This is a genomic window from Arcobacter sp. F155 (assembly GCF_004116455.1).
Taxonomy (GTDB): domain Bacteria; phylum Campylobacterota; class Campylobacteria; order Campylobacterales; family Arcobacteraceae; genus Halarcobacter.
This window is the reverse complement of the sequence record NZ_PDJU01000006.1, coordinates 141,059-162,835: the sequence shown is the minus strand read 5'-3', so window position 1 is coordinate 162,835 and position 21,777 is coordinate 141,059. Positions and strand designations below refer to the sequence as shown.

Annotated in this window: 17 protein-coding genes; 15 read left to right on the top strand and 2 right to left on the bottom strand. The window is 31.8% G+C overall.

From position 1 onward, the window contains the following. From CRV03_RS08300 to CRV03_RS08240, 13 genes are all read left to right on the top strand, one after another. Positions 1 to 507: an NADH-quinone oxidoreductase subunit I gene (locus CRV03_RS08300; RefSeq protein WP_129084671.1), complete on the top strand. Its 507-nt coding sequence runs from the start codon at positions 1 to 3 to the stop codon at positions 505 to 507. After that, positions 500 to 1,018, top strand: coding sequence for an NADH-quinone oxidoreductase subunit J (locus tag CRV03_RS08295; protein WP_129084670.1), 519 nt, complete (start codon positions 500 to 502; stop codon positions 1,016 to 1,018). The genes CRV03_RS08300 and CRV03_RS08295 overlap by 8 nt, the downstream gene beginning before the upstream one ends. Next, the gene (nuoK, locus tag CRV03_RS08290; protein ID WP_129008480.1) at positions 1,015 to 1,329 is read left to right on the top strand and encodes an NADH-quinone oxidoreductase subunit NuoK; all 315 of its coding nucleotides are present in this window, start codon (positions 1,015 to 1,017) and stop codon (positions 1,327 to 1,329) included. Before CRV03_RS08295 ends, nuoK begins: the two co-directional genes overlap by 4 nt. Then, positions 1,329 to 3,215, top strand: coding sequence for an NADH-quinone oxidoreductase subunit L (gene nuoL, locus CRV03_RS08285; RefSeq protein WP_129084669.1), 1,887 nt, complete (start codon positions 1,329 to 1,331; stop codon positions 3,213 to 3,215). Before nuoK ends, nuoL begins: the two co-directional genes overlap by 1 nt. 1 nt (position 3,216) lies before the next feature. After that, positions 3,217 to 4,698 (top strand): NuoM family protein, encoded by a 1,482-nt coding sequence (locus tag CRV03_RS08280; protein ID WP_129084668.1) that lies wholly within the window; start codon positions 3,217 to 3,219, stop codon positions 4,696 to 4,698. After that, positions 4,695 to 6,203 (top strand): NADH-quinone oxidoreductase subunit N, encoded by a 1,509-nt coding sequence (locus tag CRV03_RS08275; protein WP_129084667.1) that lies wholly within the window; start codon positions 4,695 to 4,697, stop codon positions 6,201 to 6,203. The genes CRV03_RS08280 and CRV03_RS08275 overlap by 4 nt, the downstream gene beginning before the upstream one ends. A gap of 217 nt (positions 6,204 to 6,420) precedes the next feature. Beyond that, positions 6,421 to 7,209 (top strand): fumarate reductase cytochrome b subunit, encoded by a 789-nt coding sequence (locus CRV03_RS08270; RefSeq protein WP_129084666.1) that lies wholly within the window; start codon positions 6,421 to 6,423, stop codon positions 7,207 to 7,209. Between the two features lies 1 nt (position 7,210). Then, positions 7,211 to 9,196 carry a fumarate reductase flavoprotein subunit gene (locus tag CRV03_RS08265; protein ID WP_129084665.1) on the top strand — a complete coding sequence of 662 codons (1,986 nt, stop codon included), beginning with the start codon at positions 7,211 to 7,213 and terminating at the stop codon, positions 9,194 to 9,196. Continuing rightward, positions 9,196 to 9,930, top strand: a complete 735-nt coding sequence (locus CRV03_RS08260) for a fumarate reductase iron-sulfur subunit (protein ID WP_129084664.1) — start codon at positions 9,196 to 9,198, stop codon at positions 9,928 to 9,930. The genes CRV03_RS08265 and CRV03_RS08260 overlap by 1 nt, the downstream gene beginning before the upstream one ends. Positions 9,931 to 10,020: 90 nt before the next feature. Continuing rightward, positions 10,021 to 12,354, top strand: coding sequence for a dynamin family protein (locus CRV03_RS08255; protein WP_129084663.1), 2,334 nt, complete (start codon positions 10,021 to 10,023; stop codon positions 12,352 to 12,354). Then, complete coding sequence (locus CRV03_RS08250) at positions 12,354 to 14,372, top strand: dynamin family protein (protein WP_129084662.1); 2,019 nt, start codon at positions 12,354 to 12,356, stop codon at positions 14,370 to 14,372. Before CRV03_RS08255 ends, CRV03_RS08250 begins: the two co-directional genes overlap by 1 nt. A 217-nt stretch (positions 14,373 to 14,589) precedes the next feature. Continuing rightward, complete coding sequence (locus CRV03_RS08245; RefSeq protein ID WP_129084661.1) at positions 14,590 to 16,245, top strand: acetolactate synthase large subunit; 1,656 nt, start codon at positions 14,590 to 14,592, stop codon at positions 16,243 to 16,245. 29 nt (positions 16,246 to 16,274) lie between these two features. Next, positions 16,275 to 17,666 carry an aldehyde dehydrogenase family protein gene (locus CRV03_RS08240; RefSeq protein WP_129084660.1) on the top strand — a complete coding sequence of 464 codons (1,392 nt, stop codon included), beginning with the start codon at positions 16,275 to 16,277 and terminating at the stop codon, positions 17,664 to 17,666. Between the two features lie 30 nt (positions 17,667 to 17,696). On the opposite strand, the gene CRV03_RS08235 is transcribed toward CRV03_RS08240, so the two are convergent. Next, positions 17,697 to 19,043, bottom strand: coding sequence for an MBL fold metallo-hydrolase RNA specificity domain-containing protein (locus CRV03_RS08235; protein ID WP_129084659.1), 1,347 nt, complete (start codon positions 19,041 to 19,043; stop codon positions 17,697 to 17,699). Between the two features lie 176 nt (positions 19,044 to 19,219). Here CRV03_RS08235 and sucC point away from each other — a divergent pair, with 176 nt between their 5' ends. Further along, positions 19,220 to 20,389 carry an ADP-forming succinate--CoA ligase subunit beta gene (gene sucC, locus CRV03_RS08230; RefSeq protein WP_129084658.1) on the top strand — a complete coding sequence of 390 codons (1,170 nt, stop codon included), beginning with the start codon at positions 19,220 to 19,222 and terminating at the stop codon, positions 20,387 to 20,389. Beyond that, positions 20,389 to 21,258, top strand: a complete 870-nt coding sequence (gene sucD / locus CRV03_RS08225) for a succinate--CoA ligase subunit alpha (protein ID WP_129084657.1) — start codon at positions 20,389 to 20,391, stop codon at positions 21,256 to 21,258. The genes sucC and sucD overlap by 1 nt, the downstream gene beginning before the upstream one ends. A gap of 12 nt (positions 21,259 to 21,270) precedes the next feature. Here sucD and CRV03_RS08220 read toward each other — a convergent pair whose 3' ends face one another. Next, the gene (locus tag CRV03_RS08220) at positions 21,271 to 21,696 is read right to left on the bottom strand and encodes a hypothetical protein (protein WP_129084656.1); all 426 of its coding nucleotides are present in this window, start codon (positions 21,694 to 21,696) and stop codon (positions 21,271 to 21,273) included. Positions 21,697 to 21,777 lie beyond the last annotated feature (81 nt).

The window sequence follows — 21,777 nt, the reverse complement described above, 5'->3', positions numbered from 1 at the left end:
ATGGGAATTAAAATTGTAGAAAGACACGGAAAGTCTCTAAAAGATAGATTATATATCCCAGCTATTATGGGTGGTATGAAGACTACTTTTAGACACTTTAAAGAAAATTTGAGCGATGTTTCAAATCTTAAAACAATGCAGTACCCTGAAGTTCAACCTGATGATATCACTGATAGATACAGAGGAGTTCATAGGCTAACTAAATGGGCTGACGAAAGTGAAAAATGCGTTGCTTGTTATATGTGTGCTACTGCTTGTCCTGCTCAATGTATTTTTATTGATGCAGAAGAAAGATTTGACGGTGTTGCAGAAAAAAGACCAAAAGAGTTCAAAATTGACCTTCTTGAGTGTGTATACTGTGGATATTGTGTAGAAGCTTGTCCTTGTGATGCTATTAGAATGGATACTGGAATCTTTAGTTTTACAGGTGATAAAAGAGAAGATTTCGTTGTTGATAAAAACTACCTAATGAGCAATGAAAGATCAAAGGATTTTGATGATGAGTGATTTAATATTTGTAGCACTTAGTATTTTTGCTGTACTTGGTGCAGTAATGATGCTTTTTTTTAGAAAACCAATGTACTCAGCACTTGGACTATTAATTTCTATTTTAGCTGTAGCTGGTCTGTTTGCACTATTAAATGCAACATTCTTGTTTATGGTACAAATTATTGTTTATGCTGGTGCAATTATGACACTGATTCTATTCTTACTTATGTTTCTTAATATTAAAGATGAGCATCTTCCAAAAGAGCCTAAGAAGTATCTTTTAATAGGAATTGGTGCAGCAATAATGATTCCTTTTAATGTAGTTATTTTAAAAGCAGTATCAAAGCTTCCTGAAGCTGATATGAATATTGTTGCTGATAGTACTTTTGGTGATATTAAACCAATTGGACAACTTTTATATAATGATTGGATTTTAGCATTCGAATTGATTTCAATTCTTCTATTAGTTGCGCTTGTTGGTTCAATTGTTTTAGCAAAAAGAAAAAAATCGAATAAGGAGAATGCATGATTAGTTTAACATCTTATGCTTTTGTCTCTATGATTCTTTTTTCTATTGGTGTTATAGGTGTAATTGCTAGAAGAAATATCTTTGTTATTTATATGTCAATAGAACTTATGTTAAATGGAATTGCACTTTTCCTTATAACATTTGCAAGATATCATTTTAATATGGACCCACAAATTATTACAGTTATGGTTATCTCAATTGCAGCAGCAGAAGCAGCAATTTTCTTATCTGTAATCATTTTATTATTTAGAACTAAAAAGTCTCTAGATACTGATATCTTTACAACACTAACACAAGGAGAGAAGTCATGATGGATACTTCACTGTTAGTTTGGATTATTATTGCTCCATTAGTTGGTGCAATCTTAAATGGTGGATTATATTTTTACCATGTAAAAAGAAAGCCAGTATCTGAAACACTATTTTCAATTATTGGTACAGGTACTCCACTAATTGCATTTTTAATTACACTAAGTCTATTCTTAGATATGGTAGATGGTGGTGTAACATTTAAGCAAGAATTATTTACTTGGGTAAATATTGGTGATTTAAATATTACTATGGCATTCTTAGGTGACAACCTAGCTATCTTTATGTCAATGTTTGTAACTTTTGTTGGATGGTTAATTCACATTTATGCAATTGGTTATATGACAGGAGATAAAGGTTTTGGTAAATTCTTTGCTTATTTCAACCTTTTCTTGGCATCGATGTTAATCTTAGTACTTGCAGATAACCCAGTAATTCTTTTCATTGGATGGGAAGGTGTTGGAGTTTGTTCATACTTACTAATTGCATTCTACTATGGTGATAAAGAAAATGTTATTGCTGGTAATAAAGCATTTATTGCAAATAGAGTTGGTGACTTTGGATTCTTATTAGGTATCGTTACTTTATTCTTTGCACTTGGACAAGTAGATTTAAGCTTCTCTTCACTTGAAGCTAACATTGCAAATGCTTCACCTGAATTATTAGCATTATCTGGTTTCTTATTATTTGTTGGTGCTATGGGTAAATCAGCACAGGTTCCATTATATGTATGGCTTCCAGATGCGATGGCAGGACCAACACCAATTTCAGCACTTATTCACGCAGCTACAATGGTAACAGCTGGTGTATATATGGTTGCAAGATTCCACTTCTTATATGCAGGAGTTGAAGAGATTGGTATCTTTATTGCTTATATTGGTGCATTCTCTGCATTACTTGCAGCAGTTATTGCAACAAGACAACAGGATATTAAAAAGATTCTTGCATACTCAACTATGTCTCAATTAGGATATATGTTTATTGCAGTTGGTTTAGGTTTCTATAGTTCAGGACTATTCCATGTATTTACACACGCATTCTTTAAGGCTATGTTATTCATGGGTGCTGGTGGTATTATTATTGCCTTACACCACGAACAAAATATCTTTAAAATTGCACAACATAGAGCACAACTTCCGATTATTAAGTTTACATTCTTAATTGGTGTTATTGCTATTGCTGGTATCCCACCATTTTCAGGTTTCTTCTCTAAAGATGCAATTTTAGCTGCAGCTTTCCAAGAGGGTGAATACTTAATTTGGGGAATTGGAATGTTTACTGCATTCTTAACAGCATTCTATATGTTTAGACTTTACTTTGTTATATTTGTTGCACCAAATAAAGAAACAGTTCCTTATGTTTACACATCAAAAACAATTACTTTCCCTCTATTAGTTTTAGCAGTTGGAGCAGTATTTGCAGGGTTCTTAAACTTCCCAGCTATTTTTGGTGGTTCACATTTAGTTGATACTTGGTTAGCACAAACTAACTCTATAAAAATTCATATGTCTCATACAACTGAGTACATTTTAATGGCTGCATCTATTTTAGTAGCAGCGACAGGTATTTTTGTTGCATACAAAAAATACGCAAACTTTGATGTTTACAAACCAGAAGATGAAAAAGGTATTATTGCTAACAAATTCTATGTAGATGAATTCTATGACTTAGTATTTGTTCAATTCTCTAAAAAAATATCATCTTTCATTGATAAAATCTTAGATTCTAAAATCATTGATGGATTTATCATGTCAACTTGTGAACAATTTGTTCAGTTTGGTAAAAAAGTTGCAACTATTCAAAATGCTAATGTAAGATTTTATGCTGCGTTCATGCTTGTAGGTATGAGTGCTGTGTTTATCTATTTATATATTTCTTTAGGATTGTAATATGAGTGCAGATATTTTATCGTTTATTATATTTTTACCAGCAGTAGTAGCATTTGGTTTAATGATTACTACTAAGCATGTAGAAACAGTTAGAAACATTGCATTTTTAACAACAACAGTTATCTTAGCACTTGTATTAAAACTTTATATTGAGTTTGAACCAAGTGCAGGTATGCAGTTCGTTACAAATGTTCCATGGATTGCCTCTTATGGTATTAACTACTACATTGGTGTTGATGGTTTCTCTTTAACTATTTTAATGATGATTGCTATTTTAATTCCTACAGCATATCTTCTATTATGGGAAGGTAGAACTAAAGGTTACTGGATTAATATGCTATTAGTACAAGCAGGTGTTACTGGTTCACTATTAGCATTAGATGTAATTTTATTCTACTTCTTCTGGGAAGTTATGTTATTACCAGTATTCTTAATGATTGGTATTTATGGATTTGGAGATAAAGTATTCACAACAATTAAAGTAACAGTATATACTATGCTTGGTTCACTTTTAATGTTTGTTGCAATGCTTTACCTAGGAGTTACATATCATGCTGAATTTGGTTCTTGGTCATTTCAATATGATTCATTAACTCAAATTACATCATTATCATATAACGAAAAGATTTGGTTATTTTTAGCATTCCTTTCTGCGTTTGCTATTAAGATTCCAATTTTCCCATTACATACGTGGATTATGGAAACATATAAAAATGCTCCTACTGGTGCAGTATTCTTATTATCATCAATCATGGCAAAACTAGGTGTTTATGCAATCGTTAGATTCTTAATTCCTATTTTCCCAGAGATTTATGTTGAATTCTCATCATGGTTTGTATTTATTGGTTTATTTGGTCTTGTTTACTTTGGTGTTGCGGCACTAATGCAAGATGATATTAAAAGAATGTTCGCATACTCTTCTGCATCACACTTAAGTTTCATTGCAGCAGGTATCTTCTCATTAAATGCCTTTGGTATTAATGGTGCTTTATATTTAATCATTGCTCACGCAATTGCAACTGGTGCACTATTCTTACTTGTTGGTATTATCCATGATGAAACAGGATATAAAACAATTAAAGATTTAGGTGGTTTAGCAAAACAGTCTCCAATCTTTACAACTATCTTTGCAATTATGTTATTTGCAAACGTAGGACTTCCTGGAACAAATGGTTTCGTATCAGAGTTATTAATTATCTTTGGTATTTACGAATTTAACCATACACTAGGATATATTTCAGCTCTTACAGTTATTATTGGTGCTTCATATATGTTATGGATGTTCCAAAGAGCAATTTTACAAGATAGAGAAGGTGAAGCTCTTAAATTCAGAGATTTAAAAATCAAAGAGATTGTTGGTTTAGCTCCATGGGTTATTCTTGTATTCTTAATGGGTATTTACCCTGATATTTTCATTGATAAGTTTGAGCCAACTGTAACTCACTACTTAAATGACATTTTACATATTGGAGCAGCAAAATGAATGAATTAATACACATATTACCAGTTTCATTAATTTTACTATCAGCTGTTGGTGTAATGTTTATGAGTATGTACGAAGAAAAGTTTAATACGAAACAATACATCACTGTTTCGTCGGTTTTATTAATTATTGCATTAATTTTAAGCTTAATTCCATTAGGTGATTCATTTGCATTAAGACCGTACAATAATATTTTCAATGATGTTTTAATTTTTGACTCGTTCTCAAACTTCTTTAACATCTTACTTATTTTAGGTACATTATTAACACTATTAATTGGTGAAAACTATTTCAGATCAAAAGAGTATTTTAAAGGTGAGTTCTTCTCAATCCTTTTATTTGCTCTATTTGGTATGATGTTATTAGCAAATGCTAACGAACTTGTAACTGCATTTATCGCACTTGAAATTGCTTCATTTGCTGTATATGTTATGGTTGGTTATAACAGTGAAGATAGCAAAAGGGTTGAAGCAATTTTCAAATACTTAGTATTAGGTTCTTTCATTGGAGCATTCTACTTATTAGGTGTTGTTTTAGTTTATGGTGCAACTGCTACTACAAACTTAACAGAAATTGCAGCATATATTTCAGCTCACTCAAATGAAGATATGGCTTTATTATACATTGGTTTAACGCTAATTTTATTTACATTCCTATTTAAAATTGCAGCCTTCCCATTCCAATCTTGGGTACTAGATGTATATAGAGGTGCGCCAATGATTATTACTGCATATATGGCATCTACATTTAAAATTGCTATATTCTCTTTCTTCTTAAGAGCAGTATTACAAGATATCGCACCAATGATTGACTTCTGGGATTCAATCATGTATGTTATTATTATCTTTACACTTGTATTTGGTACATGGCTTGCAATTACACAAAATATTGTTAAAAGAATGCTTGCAGCATCTTCGATTGTACACACAGGTTATTTATTATTAGCATTTATTGCTCTTGGACAAAACATTCATGCAGCATATGCAACAGTATTCTATCTAATTGCTTACCTTTTATCTGCACTTGGGTCATTTGGTATCATCTCTCATATTATCTCTGAAACTAAAGTAAGAGTTACATACGATGATTTCAAAGGTTTAGCAAAAGAAAGACCATATTTAGCAGCAATGATGACTATCTTCTTATTCTCACTTGCTGGTATTCCTTCAACAATTGGTTTCATCGGTAAATTCTATGTATTTACAGAAGCTATTAATGCAGGATATATTTTATTAGCAGTACTTGCAATTGTTGCAACATTTATTTCAGTTTACTACTACTTTAAACTTATTGCAATGATGTACTTCTACCCTACTAAAGAAGAGTGTATGGACAATGACTTCAACGATAAAAGAGTATCTACTTATGCAATCGCATTCTTAGCTATTATTACTATTGTTGGTGGTATTGGTTCAGCAATTGTGTTCTTTATTCCAGCATTGAATATCGATACACTGATTGAAATGACGCAAATTGCGATTCAATCATTATTTATTAAATCATGATGTGTTAATAGGTAACATACTCGTATGATTTTTTAAAATTCTACTTCTTTCAACAAAAAAATGAAAAGCCCTAGAAATAGGGCTTTTTTATTTCTACCCCATATATTTTGCACAATAATTGTACATTCCAAACAACTACGCTGTAGCCCACTATAAGGACATTTTCGCTATTATAATGCTATTCATATAAAATCAAAATCACTAGAAAGGATGTCAAATGAGTGACCTAATAGAAGGTTATTTAGGGAAGACTGTAGAGAGAAAGAAAAGTAGAGTACCAGCAAAACTTGACTATGTTCAAAGTGCAACTGGACTTTTCCTTGGTCTTTTTATGTGGGGACATATGTTACTTGTGTCTTCTATTTTAATTAGTAAAGACTTTATGTACTCTGTAACTAAATTTTTAGAGGCTAGCTTCATAATTGAGGGAGGAAGCCCAATTTTAGTTTCAATTGCTGCATTTGTAATATTTGTAGTATTTATTACACACGCTGCTTTAGGTATGAGAAAGTTACCAGGTAACTTCAAACAATACCAAGTTATGAAAGCTCACGCTGATAACATGGGACATGAAGATACTAAGCTTTGGTTTATCCAAGCATTTACTGGTTTTGCAATGTTCTTCTTAGGTTCTGTACACTTATATATCATTATGACACACTCTGCAGAGATTGGTCCTTATGCATCTGCGGATAGAGTATGGTCAGAGTGGATGTGGCCATTATATATCTTACTATTATTAGCTGTTGAATTCCATGGAACAATTGGATTATATAGATTAGCTGTTAAATGGGGATGGTTCGATGGTGATGACCCAAGAGCAACTAGAAAAAAACTAAAAGCATGGAAAAAATCATTAACATGGTTCTTCTTAATTTTAGGATTTGCTACACTTGCAGCATACATGAAAATAGGTTATGAAAATGCACAAGCTGGAAAAGTTGGAGAAAGATATGTTCCAACTGCACAAGTTATGCAATTAGATAATACAGGGAGGCTAGCATAATATGAAAATTAATTACTGTGATTCATTAGTTATTGGTGGAGGATTAGCTGGACTTAGAGCTGCTGTTGCTGCACAAAAAAAGGGATTAAGTACTATCGTTTTATCATTAGTTCCTGTTAAAAGATCTCATAGTGCTGCTGCTCAAGGTGGTATGCAAGCTTCTTTAGGTAACTCAAAGATGTCTGATGGAGATAATGAAGATTTACACTTTGCAGATACTGTAAAAGGTTCTGACTGGGGATGTGATCAAACTGTTGCAAGAATGTTCGTACATACTGCACCAAAAGCAATTAGAGAATTAGCATCATGGGGTGTGCCTTGGACTAGAGTTAAAGCAGGTTCAAGAGAAGCTATTATTAATGCTAAGAAAACAACTATTACTGAAGAAGAAGAGAGACATGGATTAATCCACTCAAGAGACTTTGGTGGTACTAAGAAATGGAGAACATGTTATACAGCTGATGCAACAGGACATACAATGTTATTTGGTGTTGCAAATGAAGCTTTAAAACATGATGTTGACATTAGAGATAGAAAAGAAGCATTATCATTAATCCACGAAGATGGAAGATGTTATGGTGCTATCGTTAGAGATTTAATTACTGGTGAATTAGAAGCTTATGTTGCAAAGGGAACTTGTATTGCAACTGGTGGATATGGAAGAGTATTTAGACAAACAACAAATGCTGTAATTTGTGAAGGTACAGGTGCTGCTATTGCACTTGAAACTGGTATTGCAACACTTTCTAATATGGAAGCTGTACAATTCCACCCAACTCCAATTGTTCCATCTGGTATTTTATTAACAGAAGGATGTAGAGGTGACGGTGGTATCCTAAGAGATGTTGACGGTCACAGATTTATGCCTGATTATGAGCCAGAGAAAAAAGAGCTTGCATCAAGAGACGTTGTTTCTAGAAGAATGATTGAGCACATTAGAAATGGTAAAGGTGTACCTTCTCCATATGGTTATCACGTATGGTTAGATATTTCTATTCTTGGTAGAGAGCACATTGAAAAGAACTTAAGAGATGTACAAGAAATTTGTCAAATCTTTAATGGTATTGATCCAGCTGACGAAGGTAAAAAAGGTTGGGCTCCAGTACTTCCAATGCAACACTACTCAATGGGTGGAATTAGAACTAAACCAACTGGTGAGTCTACTAGATTATCTGGTTTATTTGCTTGTGGTGAAGCTTCTTGTTGGGATATGCATGGATTCAACAGACTTGGTGGAAACTCAGTATCTGAAACAGTTGTTGCTGGTATGATTATTGGTAACTACTTTGCTGATTACTGTTTAGCTAATGATGTTACAATCCCTACAGCTACAGTTCAAAAATTCTTAGATGCACAAGATGCATACTTAGATGAAATTTTAGCTTACTCTGGAAATGAAGACATCTTCAAAATTAAAAGAAGAATGCAAGAATTAATGGATGAGAAAGTTGGTATCTTTAGATCTGGTGAGCCTTTAGCAGAAGCTGTTGAAGAGTTAAAAGATTTATTAGTTAAAACTAAACAAATCACTGTTAAATCTAAAGAAAGAGCTGGTAACCCAGAACTTGAAGAAGCATATAGAGTTCCAAAAATGTTAAAAGTTGCATTATGTGTAGCTAAAGGTGCAAGAGATAGAACTGAGTCTAGAGGTGCACACTATAGAGAAGATTATCTAAAAAGAGATGATGCTAACTGGATGAACAGAACTTTATGTACTTGGCCAAATCCAAATGATATTGAGCCTACAATTGAGTATGCTGACTTAGATATTATGACAATGGAAATGCCTCCAGCATTTAGAGGTTATGGTGCTAAGGGTATGATTATTGAAAATGAACTTTCTGCAAAAAGACAAGATGAAGTTGACTCAGTAAGAGAAAAACTTGAAGCAGAAGGTAAAGATAGACATGAAATTCAAGACGCATTAATGCCATTTGAATTACCTATGAACTATAAAGAGAAAAACGAAAGATTAGGAGATAAATAATGAGCGTTGAAAAAGGTAGAGAAATAACTATATCAGTTCTTAAATTTAATCCAAGAAGTAAGGTTTCTAAACCTCACTTCGTAGATTATAAATTAGAAGAGACTCCAGGAATGACTCTTTTTATTGCTCTTACTAAAATTAGAGAAGAGTTAGACCCAGATTTATCTTTTGACTTCGTATGTAGAGCTGGTATTTGTGGTTCTTGTGGTATGGTAGTAAATGGTAAACCTGCACTTGCTTGTAGAACACTTACTGCTAACTACCCAAGTGGATCACTTAAATTAATGCCAATGCCAGCATTCGAACTTATCAAAGATTTATCAGTTAATACTGGTAAATGGATGGATGGTATGTCTAAGAGAGTTAAATCTTGGATTGTTGATAATGGTGAAGAGACTGATATTTCTAAAATGGAAGAAAGAATCGACCCAGATGTAGCAAATGAAACTTTTGAACTTGATAGATGTATTGAGTGTGGTATTTGTGTTGCATCTTGTGGTACTATGCTTATGAGACCAAACTTCGTTGGACCTGTTGGATTAAACAGAGTTGCTAGATTTGAAGTTGACCCTCATGATAAGAGAACTGCAGAAGATTTCTATGAACTAATTGGTGATGATGATGGTATCTTTGGTTGTATGTCATTAATGGCTTGTGAAGACCACTGTCCAAAACACTTACCACTACAAAATAAAATTGCTTACTTAAGAAGAAAACTAGTAGCACTAAGATAATAAAAAGAGGGTCTTCCCTCTTTTTGATCCCCATATAAAAAGTTAATTATTCGTTGGAGTAATTAACTTTTTATATTTTAGGAGATATGCATGGGATTAGCAAATGATTACTTCTTACTTTATCATGGGAAACATATAGAGCAAACAACTACTTTTGGAACCATTGATAACAAAAGCCAAGATGATTTTTTTGATATTACGGCTTTAGTACTTTGTGCTACTAGAAAAGATTATGAAAAATATATTTCACTAGATAGTTTTAATGAACTTGTTGCAAAAGTTACAAACAAAGAAGTTAAAACTTTAGATGACATCTACCAATTACAACACTGCTTACTTGATTCACTTAAAGTAGATACAAAAAATGTTCACCTAGAAAAACTACATAGAGCATTTGAATATTTAAAAGATGAAAATATTATTGAAAAATCTTCTTGTAAAATTTTAATTTCACTTTTTGACCCAGAAGAACTAACTGTTAATAAAGAGATTGATAATTTAGATGACTCTTCAGAAAAAGAAAAAATCCCATTTAAAGAAGCTAAATCTATTTTAGAAAATACAATTGGTGATTTAAAAAAGCTATTTAAAACTGATGACTTTATAAATGAGTTAAGTGGTACACAAGACTACTTAGGGAATCAAAAATTCTCTATAGGAATTACTGGTGTAATGAATGCTGGTAAATCTACAATGCTTAATGCTCTTATGGGACAAGAGATTCTTGGAAGTGCAGTTGTTCCTGAAACAGCAAACTTAACTATTGTAAAACATGGAAAACCAGAAGCAAATGTATTTTATTGGAATAAAAATGAGTGGGATAGAATTGAATCATCAGCTCAACAAATAGAATCAATTGCAGATTTTGTAAAAGAGACAAAGTCTATTTTCAAAGATGAGTTAGATAATTTAATCAAAGAAGAATCAGTAAGTGAAAAAGTTGATATTAATAATCTTGCAAAATTCACATCAGCAGAAGCTAGTGGTAAAAAATGTAATCTTGTAAAATATGTAGAGTTAAAATCAGACTTAGACTTTTTAAAAGAAGGTATTGAAATTGTTGATACTCCAGGATTAGATGACCCAGTTATTCAAAGGGAAGAGATTACAAAAGAGTATTTATCTCAATGTGACTTAATGCTTCACCTTATGAACGTATCTCAAAGTGCTACTTTAAAAGATGTTGAGTTTATTATTGATGCACTACTTTACCAAAATGTTACAAAACTATTAGTTGTAATAACAAGAGCTGATACAGTTTCTAAAGAACAACTTGAAGAAGTTATTAACTACACAAAAACTTCTATTGAGAATCAACTAAGAGCTCAAAATAAAGATAGTAAGCTAGACTATATTTTAAATAGTATTAAATTTATTCCTATCTCAGGGAAAATGGCTCTACTTCATAGAACAGGAAGAGCACAAGAAGCAATAGATGCTGGTTATAATATTGAAGATACTGGTATTTTAGAGATTGAAAATTATCTGCATGAAACACTATTTGGAACTGGTTCAAATAAATCAGAACTTATTATAAAAAGTGCTAAATCACAAGTTCAAAAAACAATAGAAAAAGAGATTAAATCTTTTAATTATGAACTAGTATTACTTTCAAAATCAAAAGAAGAACTTGAAGCTGACCTAGAAGAGTTTAATCAGAAAAAAGACACAAATAAAAGAATATTTACAAGTTTAAAAGAGGATATATCTTTATATAAAAATGATGCAAAATCATATTTAGAAACTTTAGAAACTTTTTTAAATACTGAACTAATAGAGCTTCAAAATGTAATTAGACAAAGAGTCTACAATGATGTTAAATACTCTTTTGAAAAGACTAAAAAAAGACCTCCAAGTTCAAGGGTGAAAACAATAGTTGAAACTGCAATTAAAGATGGGATTATTGATATTATCAGAGATTATAGATATAAATTTATCAAAAAATCTCAAAGTATTGGTGAAGTTTGTGAGCAAAAATATCAAGACTTAGGTTTTGTAATTGGTCACAAAAATGATAACTTTGATGCAAGAGGCTTTTTCCAAGATGACTTTAAAGCTGGTTTTTTAACTTCTTCAAATGAAGTTTTAGTTTCAAAAATCACAAATGAAGTTTCAAAAAGTAAAGCAAATAAATTAAATGACTTAAACAGTAGTATTGAATCATTTATAAAAGAAGAGTTTTCTTCAATTGAAACAAATATTCTTCATAAAGCAAAAGATGTATCTCAAACACTAATTGAGAACTTCTTTGCACAAATTGAAGAACCTCTAAAAGTATTTGAACACAAATTAAAAAAAGATGAAAAATCACTTCAAGATAGAATTGCTAACTTTGAAGAGAATGAAGCTAATAAAGATGAATTAACAATTGAAATTCACAAGAAAATCAAAAAGCTAGATGCTATAAACAAAGGACTTAAATAATGAGTATATTAAGTAGTTTTGTAAAAGAGTTCAATGATACATATAATAAATCAGTTGAGATTGAATATGAAGAAGGTCTAGTTGGTGATATAAAAAAAGTTAAAGATAGACTTTTAGATGAAAAGTTTCACCCGTCTATTCAATTAAAAAGTATTTTAGATAAGCAAATTAGAAGATCAAGATATCCAATGGAAGTTGCTATTACTGGACAATTCTCTTCTGGTAAATCAACATTTTTAAATGCCCTACTTTCAAGAAATATTTTACCTACAGGTATCACTCCTGTTACTTCTAAAGTAAACTTTATTAATTATGGTGATGAGTATAAATTAAAAATCACTTACTACTCAGGAGCTCATGAATATGCTCCTATTGAGTCAATTGCAGACTTTACAGACCAAAGACAACATGAAATGGCAGATATCAAATATCTAACTCTTTATGCTCCAATGGATATCTTAAAAGACATCTCTTTTGTTGATACTCCAGGTCTAAACTCTCAATCTCAAAGTGATACAGATACCACAAGAAGAGTATTAAGAGATGTTGGTGGAATTATTTGGCTTACACTTATTGATAATGCAGGGAAAATGTCTGAAGCAGAAGTACTTGAAGAGTATATGGAGCACTTTAAAAATAAATCTCTTTGTGTACTTAATCAAAAAGATAAATTTAGCCAAGAGCAAATTGAAACTACGACAAACTATATTAAAGATAAATTCTCTAAATACTTTGCACAAGTTACTCCAATCTCAGCTAAAATGGCACTTGAATCAAGAGCTGCACACAAAGATATTTTAGTAGAAACACAACAAGAAAAGCTAATAGAAAACTTCAAAAAAGACTTAAAAGAGAGCCGAATTCAAACTCTAAAAAGCTTTGAAGAAGAGTTTAACAAATACCAAGAAGCTATTGATAAAATCAATGCTGTTGATAATACAGATAATACAAAACTACTTGAAGAATCAAATATTCAAGAGGTTCTTGATTTTATTGAAAATACTATTAGACCCCAAGCAGCTGAAGCTAAAGAGTATGCTATTAAAAAAGATTTAAAAGGTATCTGCGATATTTTAGTAAAAGAGTATGAGACTATTATTGGTGTTTATGACTCTTTATGTGAGATTTTAAAAGAAGCAGAAACTGATATTCTTGATGCCTTTGAAAACATTCATAAAACTTATTCAAAAGAGTTATTTACAATCTACAACTCACTTGAATCAATTATGGAAAAAATGGCCCATGAAACATTTAAAAATATCAAAAAACAAAAAGCATATAGATATGAAGAAAAAGGTGGTTTTTTAAATAAAGACTCCTTTGAAAAAATTGAGTATGAAACATATTGGATTGATAGTGATAATGTTTATAAAAACCTTTTCTATGATGACCAAACAATTGATAAAATGTTTAAAAGAGCAATCAAACAGTTAAAAGAAGTTGAGTTAGCAAGTGATGAAGCATTTAGAAATGTTTATAGAGAGATTAAACAAAGAATTCATAGATGGCAAGAACCATATGAACTTATAAAAAAGCATAGAGAGATTGCTTCAGACTCAGAGTTTTCAACAACTAGACACTTTGCAGCTAAAGTTTATGAAAATGTATTAAGGTCTTTCCACCGTGCAATTTTAGAAAATATTTCAGCTTTAAGAAAAAAATTCGCATACTTTAATGGAGCTTTATCTTACTCATATATTCAAACTACACAAGCTACAATTGCACACTTTGAACAGCAAATTGCAGAATCAGTTGCTTTATATGAAAAAGAACCTGCAAGATTTAATGTATATCATCCAAGGGAAGATGAAATTCTTACAAAACTAAAAGCAAATTTTGGATTTGAAAAAATTGAAGATTTCTTAACTTCAAAAAGAAACTATCTTTATAAAATCATCCAATATTCAAAAAATCAATATTTAGAAATCAATGAAGATAGAATTGAGTTCGTAAGCTCTAAAAAAGCCAATTACTTAAACAAGATAGAAGACCTTAAAAGCATTAAAGGTGAGATTTAATATCTCATCTTTTTAGGCTTTTTCCTCCAAAGAATTATAATACTACTCTAATCTCTTTCTTTAAACTTATTATAATAATACAGAAACGATTGTGTCGAATATTCGCACTTATAAAAAAAAATGTGAAACTTAAGAAATAATCATAATGATTAACAACTGTTTAAATCAAAATGTGGGAAACTTTCATAAATATTTAATTAAAAAAATTGGAGATAAGATGAACGCATCAGATTTATTTATTAAGGCGTTAGAAAATGAAGGTGTTGAGTACATATTTGGTATTCCTGGAGAAGAGAATCTAGACTTACTAGAAGCACTAAGAAAATCAGACAAAATCAAATTAATCTTAACTAGACACGAGCAAGGTGCAGGTTTCATGGCTGCTACTTATGGTAGATTAACTGGAAAAGTTGGTGTATGTGTATCAACTTTAGGGCCTGGTGCTACTAACTTCGCTACTGCTGCTGCATATGCACAATTAGGTGCTATGCCAATGCTTATGATTACTGGTCAAAAACCAATTAAAAAATCTAAGCAAGGTAGATTCCAAATTATTGATATCGTTAGAATGATGAGACCAATGACAAAATATGCTAAGCAAATTGTTAATGGTAACAATGTTCCTTCAGTTGTAAGAGAAGCATTTAAAATTGCAACTACTGAAAGACCAGGTGCAGTTCACATTGAGTTCCCTGAAGATATTTCTGCTGAAGAAGATATTGATGATAACATCTATCCAGTTCAAGAGTTCCAATACCCAACTGCTCATAAAAAAGCTATTGCTGACGCAGTTAAAATGATTGAAAAAGCAAAAAGACCATTATTATGTATTGGTAATGCTGCAAATAGAGATGAAATTTCTACTGCATTAACTGAATTCGTTAATGAAACTGGAATTCCTTTCTTCTCTACTCAAATGGGTAAAGGTGTTGTTGATGAAAACCACAAATTATGTTTATCAACTGCTGCATTATCTAAAGATGACTTTATTCACTGTGCAATTGAAAGAGCTGACTTAATTATCAATGTTGGTCATGATGTAATTGAAAAGCCACCATTCTTTATGGAAAATGAAGAAGGAGCTACTAAAGTATTACACGTAAACTTCTTCCCATCAGAAGTAGATGATACTTATTTCCCACAATTAGATGTTGTTGGTGATATCTCATCAAGTATAGAAAAAATCACAAATGCTATTTCTAAACAAGAGCACTGGGACTTTGATTACTATGTAAGATTAGCAGATGAAATCAGAAATAGACTTTCTAAATACTTTGGTGATACAAGATTCCCAATCTTACCACAAAGAGCAGTTAGAACTATTAGACAAACTTTAACAAGTGATGATGATATCGTAACACTTGACAATGGTGTTTATAAAATCTGGTTTGCAAGAAACTATAGATGTGCTAAGCCTAACACTCTATTATTAGATAATGCTCTTGCTACTATGGGTGCTGGACTTCCTTCTGGTATGGCAGCTAAAATGGTAAATCCTGATTCTAAAGTTGTTGCAGTTTGTGGTGATGGTGGATTCATGATGAATGACCAAGAGATGGAAACAGCTGTAAGACTTGGACTTGATTTAACTGTAATTATTCTAAATGACAACGCATATGGAATGATTAAATGGAAACAAACAGGTATGGGATTCGATACTTTCGGACTTGATTTAGGTAACCCTGATTTTGTTAAATTTGCAGAATCATTTGGTGCTAAAGGTTATAGACCAGAATCTTGTGAAGAGTTTGAAGAAACATTAGAAAAATGTGTAAACTCTAAAGGTGTACACTTAATCGACTTAGCAGTTGATTATTCATTAAATCATTCAATTTTAAATGACTTATTAGCAAATAAAACTTGTATGGTATAATACAAACAAAACCAAAGTAAAGGATATAAATGAGTACAATTGAAGTAACATCACCATTTGACGGAAAAGTAGTTGGAACTGTACCTTTTACAAGTGTAGAAGGTGTAGAAAAAGCAATCGACGTTGCATATGATAAATTTTTAGACGTTGATAACTGGCTTCCAAAGTATAAGAGAATTGAAATCTTAGAAAACCTAATGGAAATCATGTCTTCACAAGTAGAAGAATTAACTATTCTTTGTGCTTCTGAAGGTGGAAAACCATACATGGACTCTAAAGTTGAGATTCAAAGAGCTATCAATGGTGTAAAAATTGCAATTGAGCAACTTGCAGTTCAAGAAGGTCAAGAAATTGCTATGGGTCACACTGCATCAAGTGCAAACAGAATGGCTTATACAATGAAAGAACCTATTGGTGTAGTTGCTGCAATTTCAGCATTCAACCACCCATTTAACTTAGCAGTTCACCAAGTAATTCCAGCACTAGCTGTTGGATGCCCTGTAATTATCAGACCTGCAACTCAAACTCCAATGTCAGCAGTTAGATTAGTAGAATTACTAAAAGAAGCTGGTCTTCCTGATGGTTGGGCACAAGCTGTAGTTTGTGATAGACAAGGAGGAGAATTATTAGTTACTTCTCCTAAAACTGCATTCTTTACATTTATTGGTTCAGGACCTGTTGGTTGGTACTTAAACTCTAAGTCAAGCCCAGGAACTAGAGCTGCATTAGAGCATGGTGGAGTTGCACCAGTTATCGTTGAGCCAGATGCAGATATCGATGCTATGATTCCAGACTTAGGAAAAGGTGGTTTCTACCACGCTGGTCAAGTTTGTGTATCAGTACAAAGAGTTTATGTACATGAATCAATTGTTGATGAAGTAGCTTCAAAATTAACTGACTATGCTTCTAAATTAGTTGTAGGTGATCAATTAGACCCTAAAACTGAAGTTGGTCCACTTATTAATAACAACGAAGTAAATAGAGTTGAAGAGTGGGTTAATGAAGCAGTAGAAAAAGGTGGAAAAATTTTAACTGGTGGTAAAAGAATCTCTGATTCTTGTTATGAGCCAACAGTAATTTTAAACCCTGCTGATGATGCTTTAGTATCTACTAAAGAAGTATTTGGACCAGTAGTAATTGTTTACTCTTACTCAAATATTGATGAAGCAATTGCAAGAGCAAACTCTCTTGATGTTTCATTCCAAGCAGCAGTATTTACTAAAAATATTGATACAGCTTTAAAAGCAGTTAAAAGATTAAATGGTACTACTGTAATGGTAAATGACCACACTGCATTTAGAGTTGACTGGATGCCATTTGGTGGTGCAAAAACTTCAGGACTTGGATTAGGTGGAATTCCTGATTCTATGAATGAAATGCAAAACCAAAAAATGATGGTTATTAAATCACCAGTATTATAATCATTAGTATTTAAAAGAGGAAATCCTCTTTTAAATATAAATTCTCTCTTTCTTTTTTACAATATGCACTTTACTTTCTAATTCATCATTTATTTTTTCTTTGAATATTTTCAGTTTTTGTTCATCACCATGAATTAAATAAATACAATAAATATCTTCTAAATTTTTTACAAAATTAATTAAATCACTTTGGTCTGCATGAGCAGAAAAGCCATTTATAATCTCAATATCTGCTTTTACATCAATATAAGAGTCATCTATTTTAATAGTTTTATTGTACATTGTAGATATTTTATTTCCTAAAGTTCCAGGAACTTGAAAGCCTACAAAGATTACTTTATTTAATGGATTTTGCAAATATCTTACTAAATGATATTTTATTCTTCCACCTTCACACATCCCAGAACCTGCAATTATTATCTTAGGAGCTGCAACTTCATTTATAGCAATTGATTCTTCTTTTAATGAAGTAGTAATTAACTCTTTAAAATTAAATGGGTCTTGACCAGCTTCGAAGACTGCTTTTATTTCATCATTCATTAAGTGTGGAAACTTCTTAAATACCTTAGTAACATTTATTGCAAGTGGAGCATCTAAGTAAACAGGAATATTTGATAATAATCCCTCTTCACTCATCTGCTTTAATAAGTACAATATCTCTTGAGTTCTTTCTAAAGCAAAAGAAGGAAGAAGTACAACCCCACCTTTTTTTATAGTATTTAAAATATTCTCTTTAAAACTATTTATTGAGATAGTTAAATCCTCATGAAGTCTATCCCCATAAGTTGATTCTAAAAATATATAATTACCTTTTTCCCAAGCTTGTAAAGGTGAAGTTATTATTCTTGAATGTTGTCCTAAATCCCCGGAGAAAATAGCACTCTTATCCATACCATCTTCTTTATACTCAATTTTTAAACTAGCTGAACCTAAGATATGCCCTGCATTTTTAAAAGAGATTTTTATATCATCAGTTAAATTCATGCTCTCACCATACTCTAAAAAAGTTCCAAAAAATTTTAAAGTTGGTTCTACGTCATTTTCATTATAAATTGGATTTTTACTCTCTTGAATAATTCCAGCTGCATTTGCTAGCATCAATTTTGCTATTTCATAAGTTGCTTTTGTAGAAATGATTTTTTTACTAAAACCTTCTTTTACAAGTAATGGCAACCTTCCTATATGATCTAAATGTGCATGGGTAACAATTACATAATCTATTTCACTAGGGTCAAAAGGAAACTCTTCTATATTTAACTCTTCATCTCTACCTTGAAAAAGTCCACAATCAACCAAAATCTTTAAATATCCTATTTCAAGAAGATGACAAGAACCTGTTACTCCTTGAGCTGCACCAAATGATGAATAATAAGCCATAAAAATCCTTTATATTTATAAATATGATACTATCAATTGCATTGATTTTTGGTTAGATATTATTGAGCTTAAGCACTATTACAACATAGTTTTGATATAAGTTTTTATTTTAAAACATTTTATAAGATTAAATAATAGGTTCCTAATAAAAGTGGAACCACTTTAAAAGGAACTTTATGAATCTTCATGAATATCAAGCAAAAAACCTTTACAGAAAATATGATATTCCAACTACAAAAGGGAAACTACTTACTCACCCTTCACAATTAGATGATATTTTAAGAACTATTGGTGAAGACAGATGGGTAATTAAAGCCCAAGTTCACGCAGGTGGAAGAGGAAAAGCTGGCGGAGTTGTTGTTGCTGAATCAAAAACAGAAGCAAATGACGAAGTTAGAAGATTACTTGGAAGTAGATTAGTAACTCACCAAACAACAAAAGAGGGGCAAGCAGTAAACTCTATTTTTATTGAAGAGCCTTGTGAGGTTGTAGATGAAATATATCTAGCTTTTGCAGTTGATAGAACTACTCAAAGAATTATGATTATCACTTCAAGTGAAGGTGGTATGGAAATCGAAGAAGTAGCAGAAAAATCACCTGAAAAAATTTTAAGAAATCCTATTAACCCAGTTGTAGGAATTATGCCTGCTCAGTGTAGACAAATTTGTGATGACTTAAAACTTGATAGAACTCTTTCTGCACAAATGATTGATTTAATGCAAAAAATGTATAAAATGTTTATTGAAAATGACTTATCACTTGTAGAAGTAAATCCTTTAGTTGTTACAAAACAAGGTTACTTAGTATGTCTTGATGGAAAGATTCAAGTAGATAACTCAGCTCTTTACAGACAGCCTAAAATGAATGAGATTAGAGATGAATCTCAAGAAGACGCTAGAGAATTAAAAGCAGAAAAACTAGACCTTAACTATGTAAGCTTAGATGGAAACATTGGTTGTATGGTAAATGGTGCAGGTCTTGCAATGGCTACTATGGATTTAATTAAAACTCACGGTGGAGATCCTGCAAACTTCTTAGATGTAGGTGGAAGTGTAAATGAAGGTAGAGTTATTGAAGCCTTTGAAATTATTCTTTCAGATGAAAAAGTAGATGGTATTTTAGTAAATATCTTTGGTGGTATTGTAAGATGTGACATCATAGCTTCAGGTATTATAGCAGCTGCTCAAAAAATGGAAATAACAGTACCTATTGTAGTAAGACTTGAAGGAACTAATGCTAAAGAGGGATTAGAACTAATCAAAAACTCTGACATTGAAATTTATGAAGAAGCGGACTTAGATAAAGCTGCACAAAAAATTATTGAACTAGCACAAGGGGCGAACTAATGGCAATTTTAATTGATAAAAATACAAAAGTATTAGTTCAAGGTCTAACAGGTGCACAAGCAAGTTTCCATACAGGACGTGCAATTGCATATGGAACAACAGTAGTTAGTGGTGTAGTTCCAGGTAAAAGAGGACAAACTCACTTAGACTTACCAATTTATAACACAGTAGAGTGTGCTAAAAGATTAACAGGAGCAAATGCTTCTATTATCTATGTTCCAGCTCCATTTTGTAAAGATGCGATTATTGAAGCAAGTGAAAATGGTATTGAAACAATTGTTTGTATCACAGAAGGTATTCCAACAATTGATATGCTTGATGTAAAAGCAGCAGTTGATTTAAATGGTTCAACTCTTATTGGTCCAAACTGCCCAGGAATTATCACTCCAGGTCAATGTAAAATGGGAATTATGCCAGAATCAATTCATAAGCCAGGAAGTGTTGGAATTGTATCTAGGTCTGGTACTTTAACATATGAAGCAGTTAATCAATCTACAAATGCAGGATTTGGTCAAAGTACTTGTGTAGGTATTGGTGGAGATCCTGTTCCAGGAAGTGACTTTATTGATATCTTACAAAGATTTGAAAATGACCCAGAGACTAAAGCAATTGTAATGATTGGTGAAATTGGTGGAGCTAAAGAAGAAGCTGCTGCTGAGTTTATCAAATCAAATATTACAAAACCTGTTGTTTCTTATATCGCAGGAGTTACCGCTCCAAAGGGTAAAAGAATGGGACACGCAGGAGCAATTATTGATGGAAGTAAAGGAACAGCAGATGAGAAATATGCAGCTTTAGAAAGAGCTGGCGTTACTACTGTTAGAACTATTACTTCTATAGGTGAAGCCCTAAAGGCTGTTCACCCATAAAATATTTAAGTCTTAGTAACTTAATGTTGTAAAATCATCATTTAAAAGTTGTGCTGCAACTTTTGGTGGTTTTGCAACAGTGATTCCTTTTATTAATACAGATTCATCTTTCCCTGCATTTGGTAAATATAAAGGACAAACTTCTACTTTCGCACCTTTTTTCATGATAGCTTTCATCATCATTTTTGGACTTTTATTCATAGGCTTTAAAATTTCACTTTTCATACCCTTAACAGCTAAATCCCCTGCACTTGAACAAAGAGTCATATTTACTTCTTTTCCTTGCTTTAAAGTCATCATAGATAAAGCCATTGCCATTTGTTGAGTTTGTGCATCTGAAGCAGTTAAAACAACATTTAATCCTTTTTTATCACTTGCAAAAGAGTTTGTTACAAGTAATGATAAACAAATACCTACTAATAAAACTAGTTTTTTCATCATTTCTCCTAAATAATTTTTCTCTAAATCTAGAGAAGCTAAGTATAAAACTTAATGGCTTAATAGATAATAAAAAATTAT

Excerpts from the sequence above, each read along its gene's own strand:
- CRV03_RS08235 (WP_129084659.1), bottom strand. The coding sequence starts at position 19,043 with ATGGCTTATTATTCATCATTTGGTGCAGCTCAAGGAGTAACAGGTTCT.
- nuoL (WP_129084669.1), top strand. The coding sequence starts at position 1,329 with ATGGATACTTCACTGTTAGTTTGGATTATTATTGCTCCATTAGTTGGT.
- CRV03_RS08270 (WP_129084666.1), top strand. The coding sequence starts at position 6,421 with ATGAGTGACCTAATAGAAGGTTATTTAGGGAAGACTGTAGAGAGAAAG.
- CRV03_RS08260 (WP_129084664.1), top strand. The coding sequence starts at position 9,196 with ATGAGCGTTGAAAAAGGTAGAGAAATAACTATATCAGTTCTTAAATTT.
- CRV03_RS08245 (WP_129084661.1), top strand. The coding sequence starts at position 14,590 with ATGAACGCATCAGATTTATTTATTAAGGCGTTAGAAAATGAAGGTGTT.
- CRV03_RS08250 (WP_129084662.1), top strand. The coding sequence starts at position 12,354 with ATGAGTATATTAAGTAGTTTTGTAAAAGAGTTCAATGATACATATAAT.
- CRV03_RS08295 (WP_129084670.1), top strand. The coding sequence starts at position 500 with ATGAGTGATTTAATATTTGTAGCACTTAGTATTTTTGCTGTACTTGGT.
- sucD (WP_129084657.1), top strand. The coding sequence starts at position 20,389 with ATGGCAATTTTAATTGATAAAAATACAAAAGTATTAGTTCAAGGTCTA.
- CRV03_RS08300 (WP_129084671.1), top strand. The coding sequence starts at position 1 with ATGGGAATTAAAATTGTAGAAAGACACGGAAAGTCTCTAAAAGATAGA.
- CRV03_RS08255 (WP_129084663.1), top strand. The coding sequence starts at position 10,021 with ATGGGATTAGCAAATGATTACTTCTTACTTTATCATGGGAAACATATA.
- CRV03_RS08220 (WP_129084656.1), bottom strand. The coding sequence starts at position 21,696 with ATGAAAAAACTAGTTTTATTAGTAGGTATTTGTTTATCATTACTTGTA.
- CRV03_RS08275 (WP_129084667.1), top strand. The coding sequence starts at position 4,695 with ATGAATGAATTAATACACATATTACCAGTTTCATTAATTTTACTATCA.
- CRV03_RS08240 (WP_129084660.1), top strand. The coding sequence starts at position 16,275 with ATGAGTACAATTGAAGTAACATCACCATTTGACGGAAAAGTAGTTGGA.
- CRV03_RS08280 (WP_129084668.1), top strand. The coding sequence starts at position 3,217 with ATGAGTGCAGATATTTTATCGTTTATTATATTTTTACCAGCAGTAGTA.
- nuoK (WP_129008480.1), top strand. The coding sequence starts at position 1,015 with ATGATTAGTTTAACATCTTATGCTTTTGTCTCTATGATTCTTTTTTCT.
- sucC (WP_129084658.1), top strand. The coding sequence starts at position 19,220 with ATGAATCTTCATGAATATCAAGCAAAAAACCTTTACAGAAAATATGAT.
- CRV03_RS08265 (WP_129084665.1), top strand. The coding sequence starts at position 7,211 with ATGAAAATTAATTACTGTGATTCATTAGTTATTGGTGGAGGATTAGCT.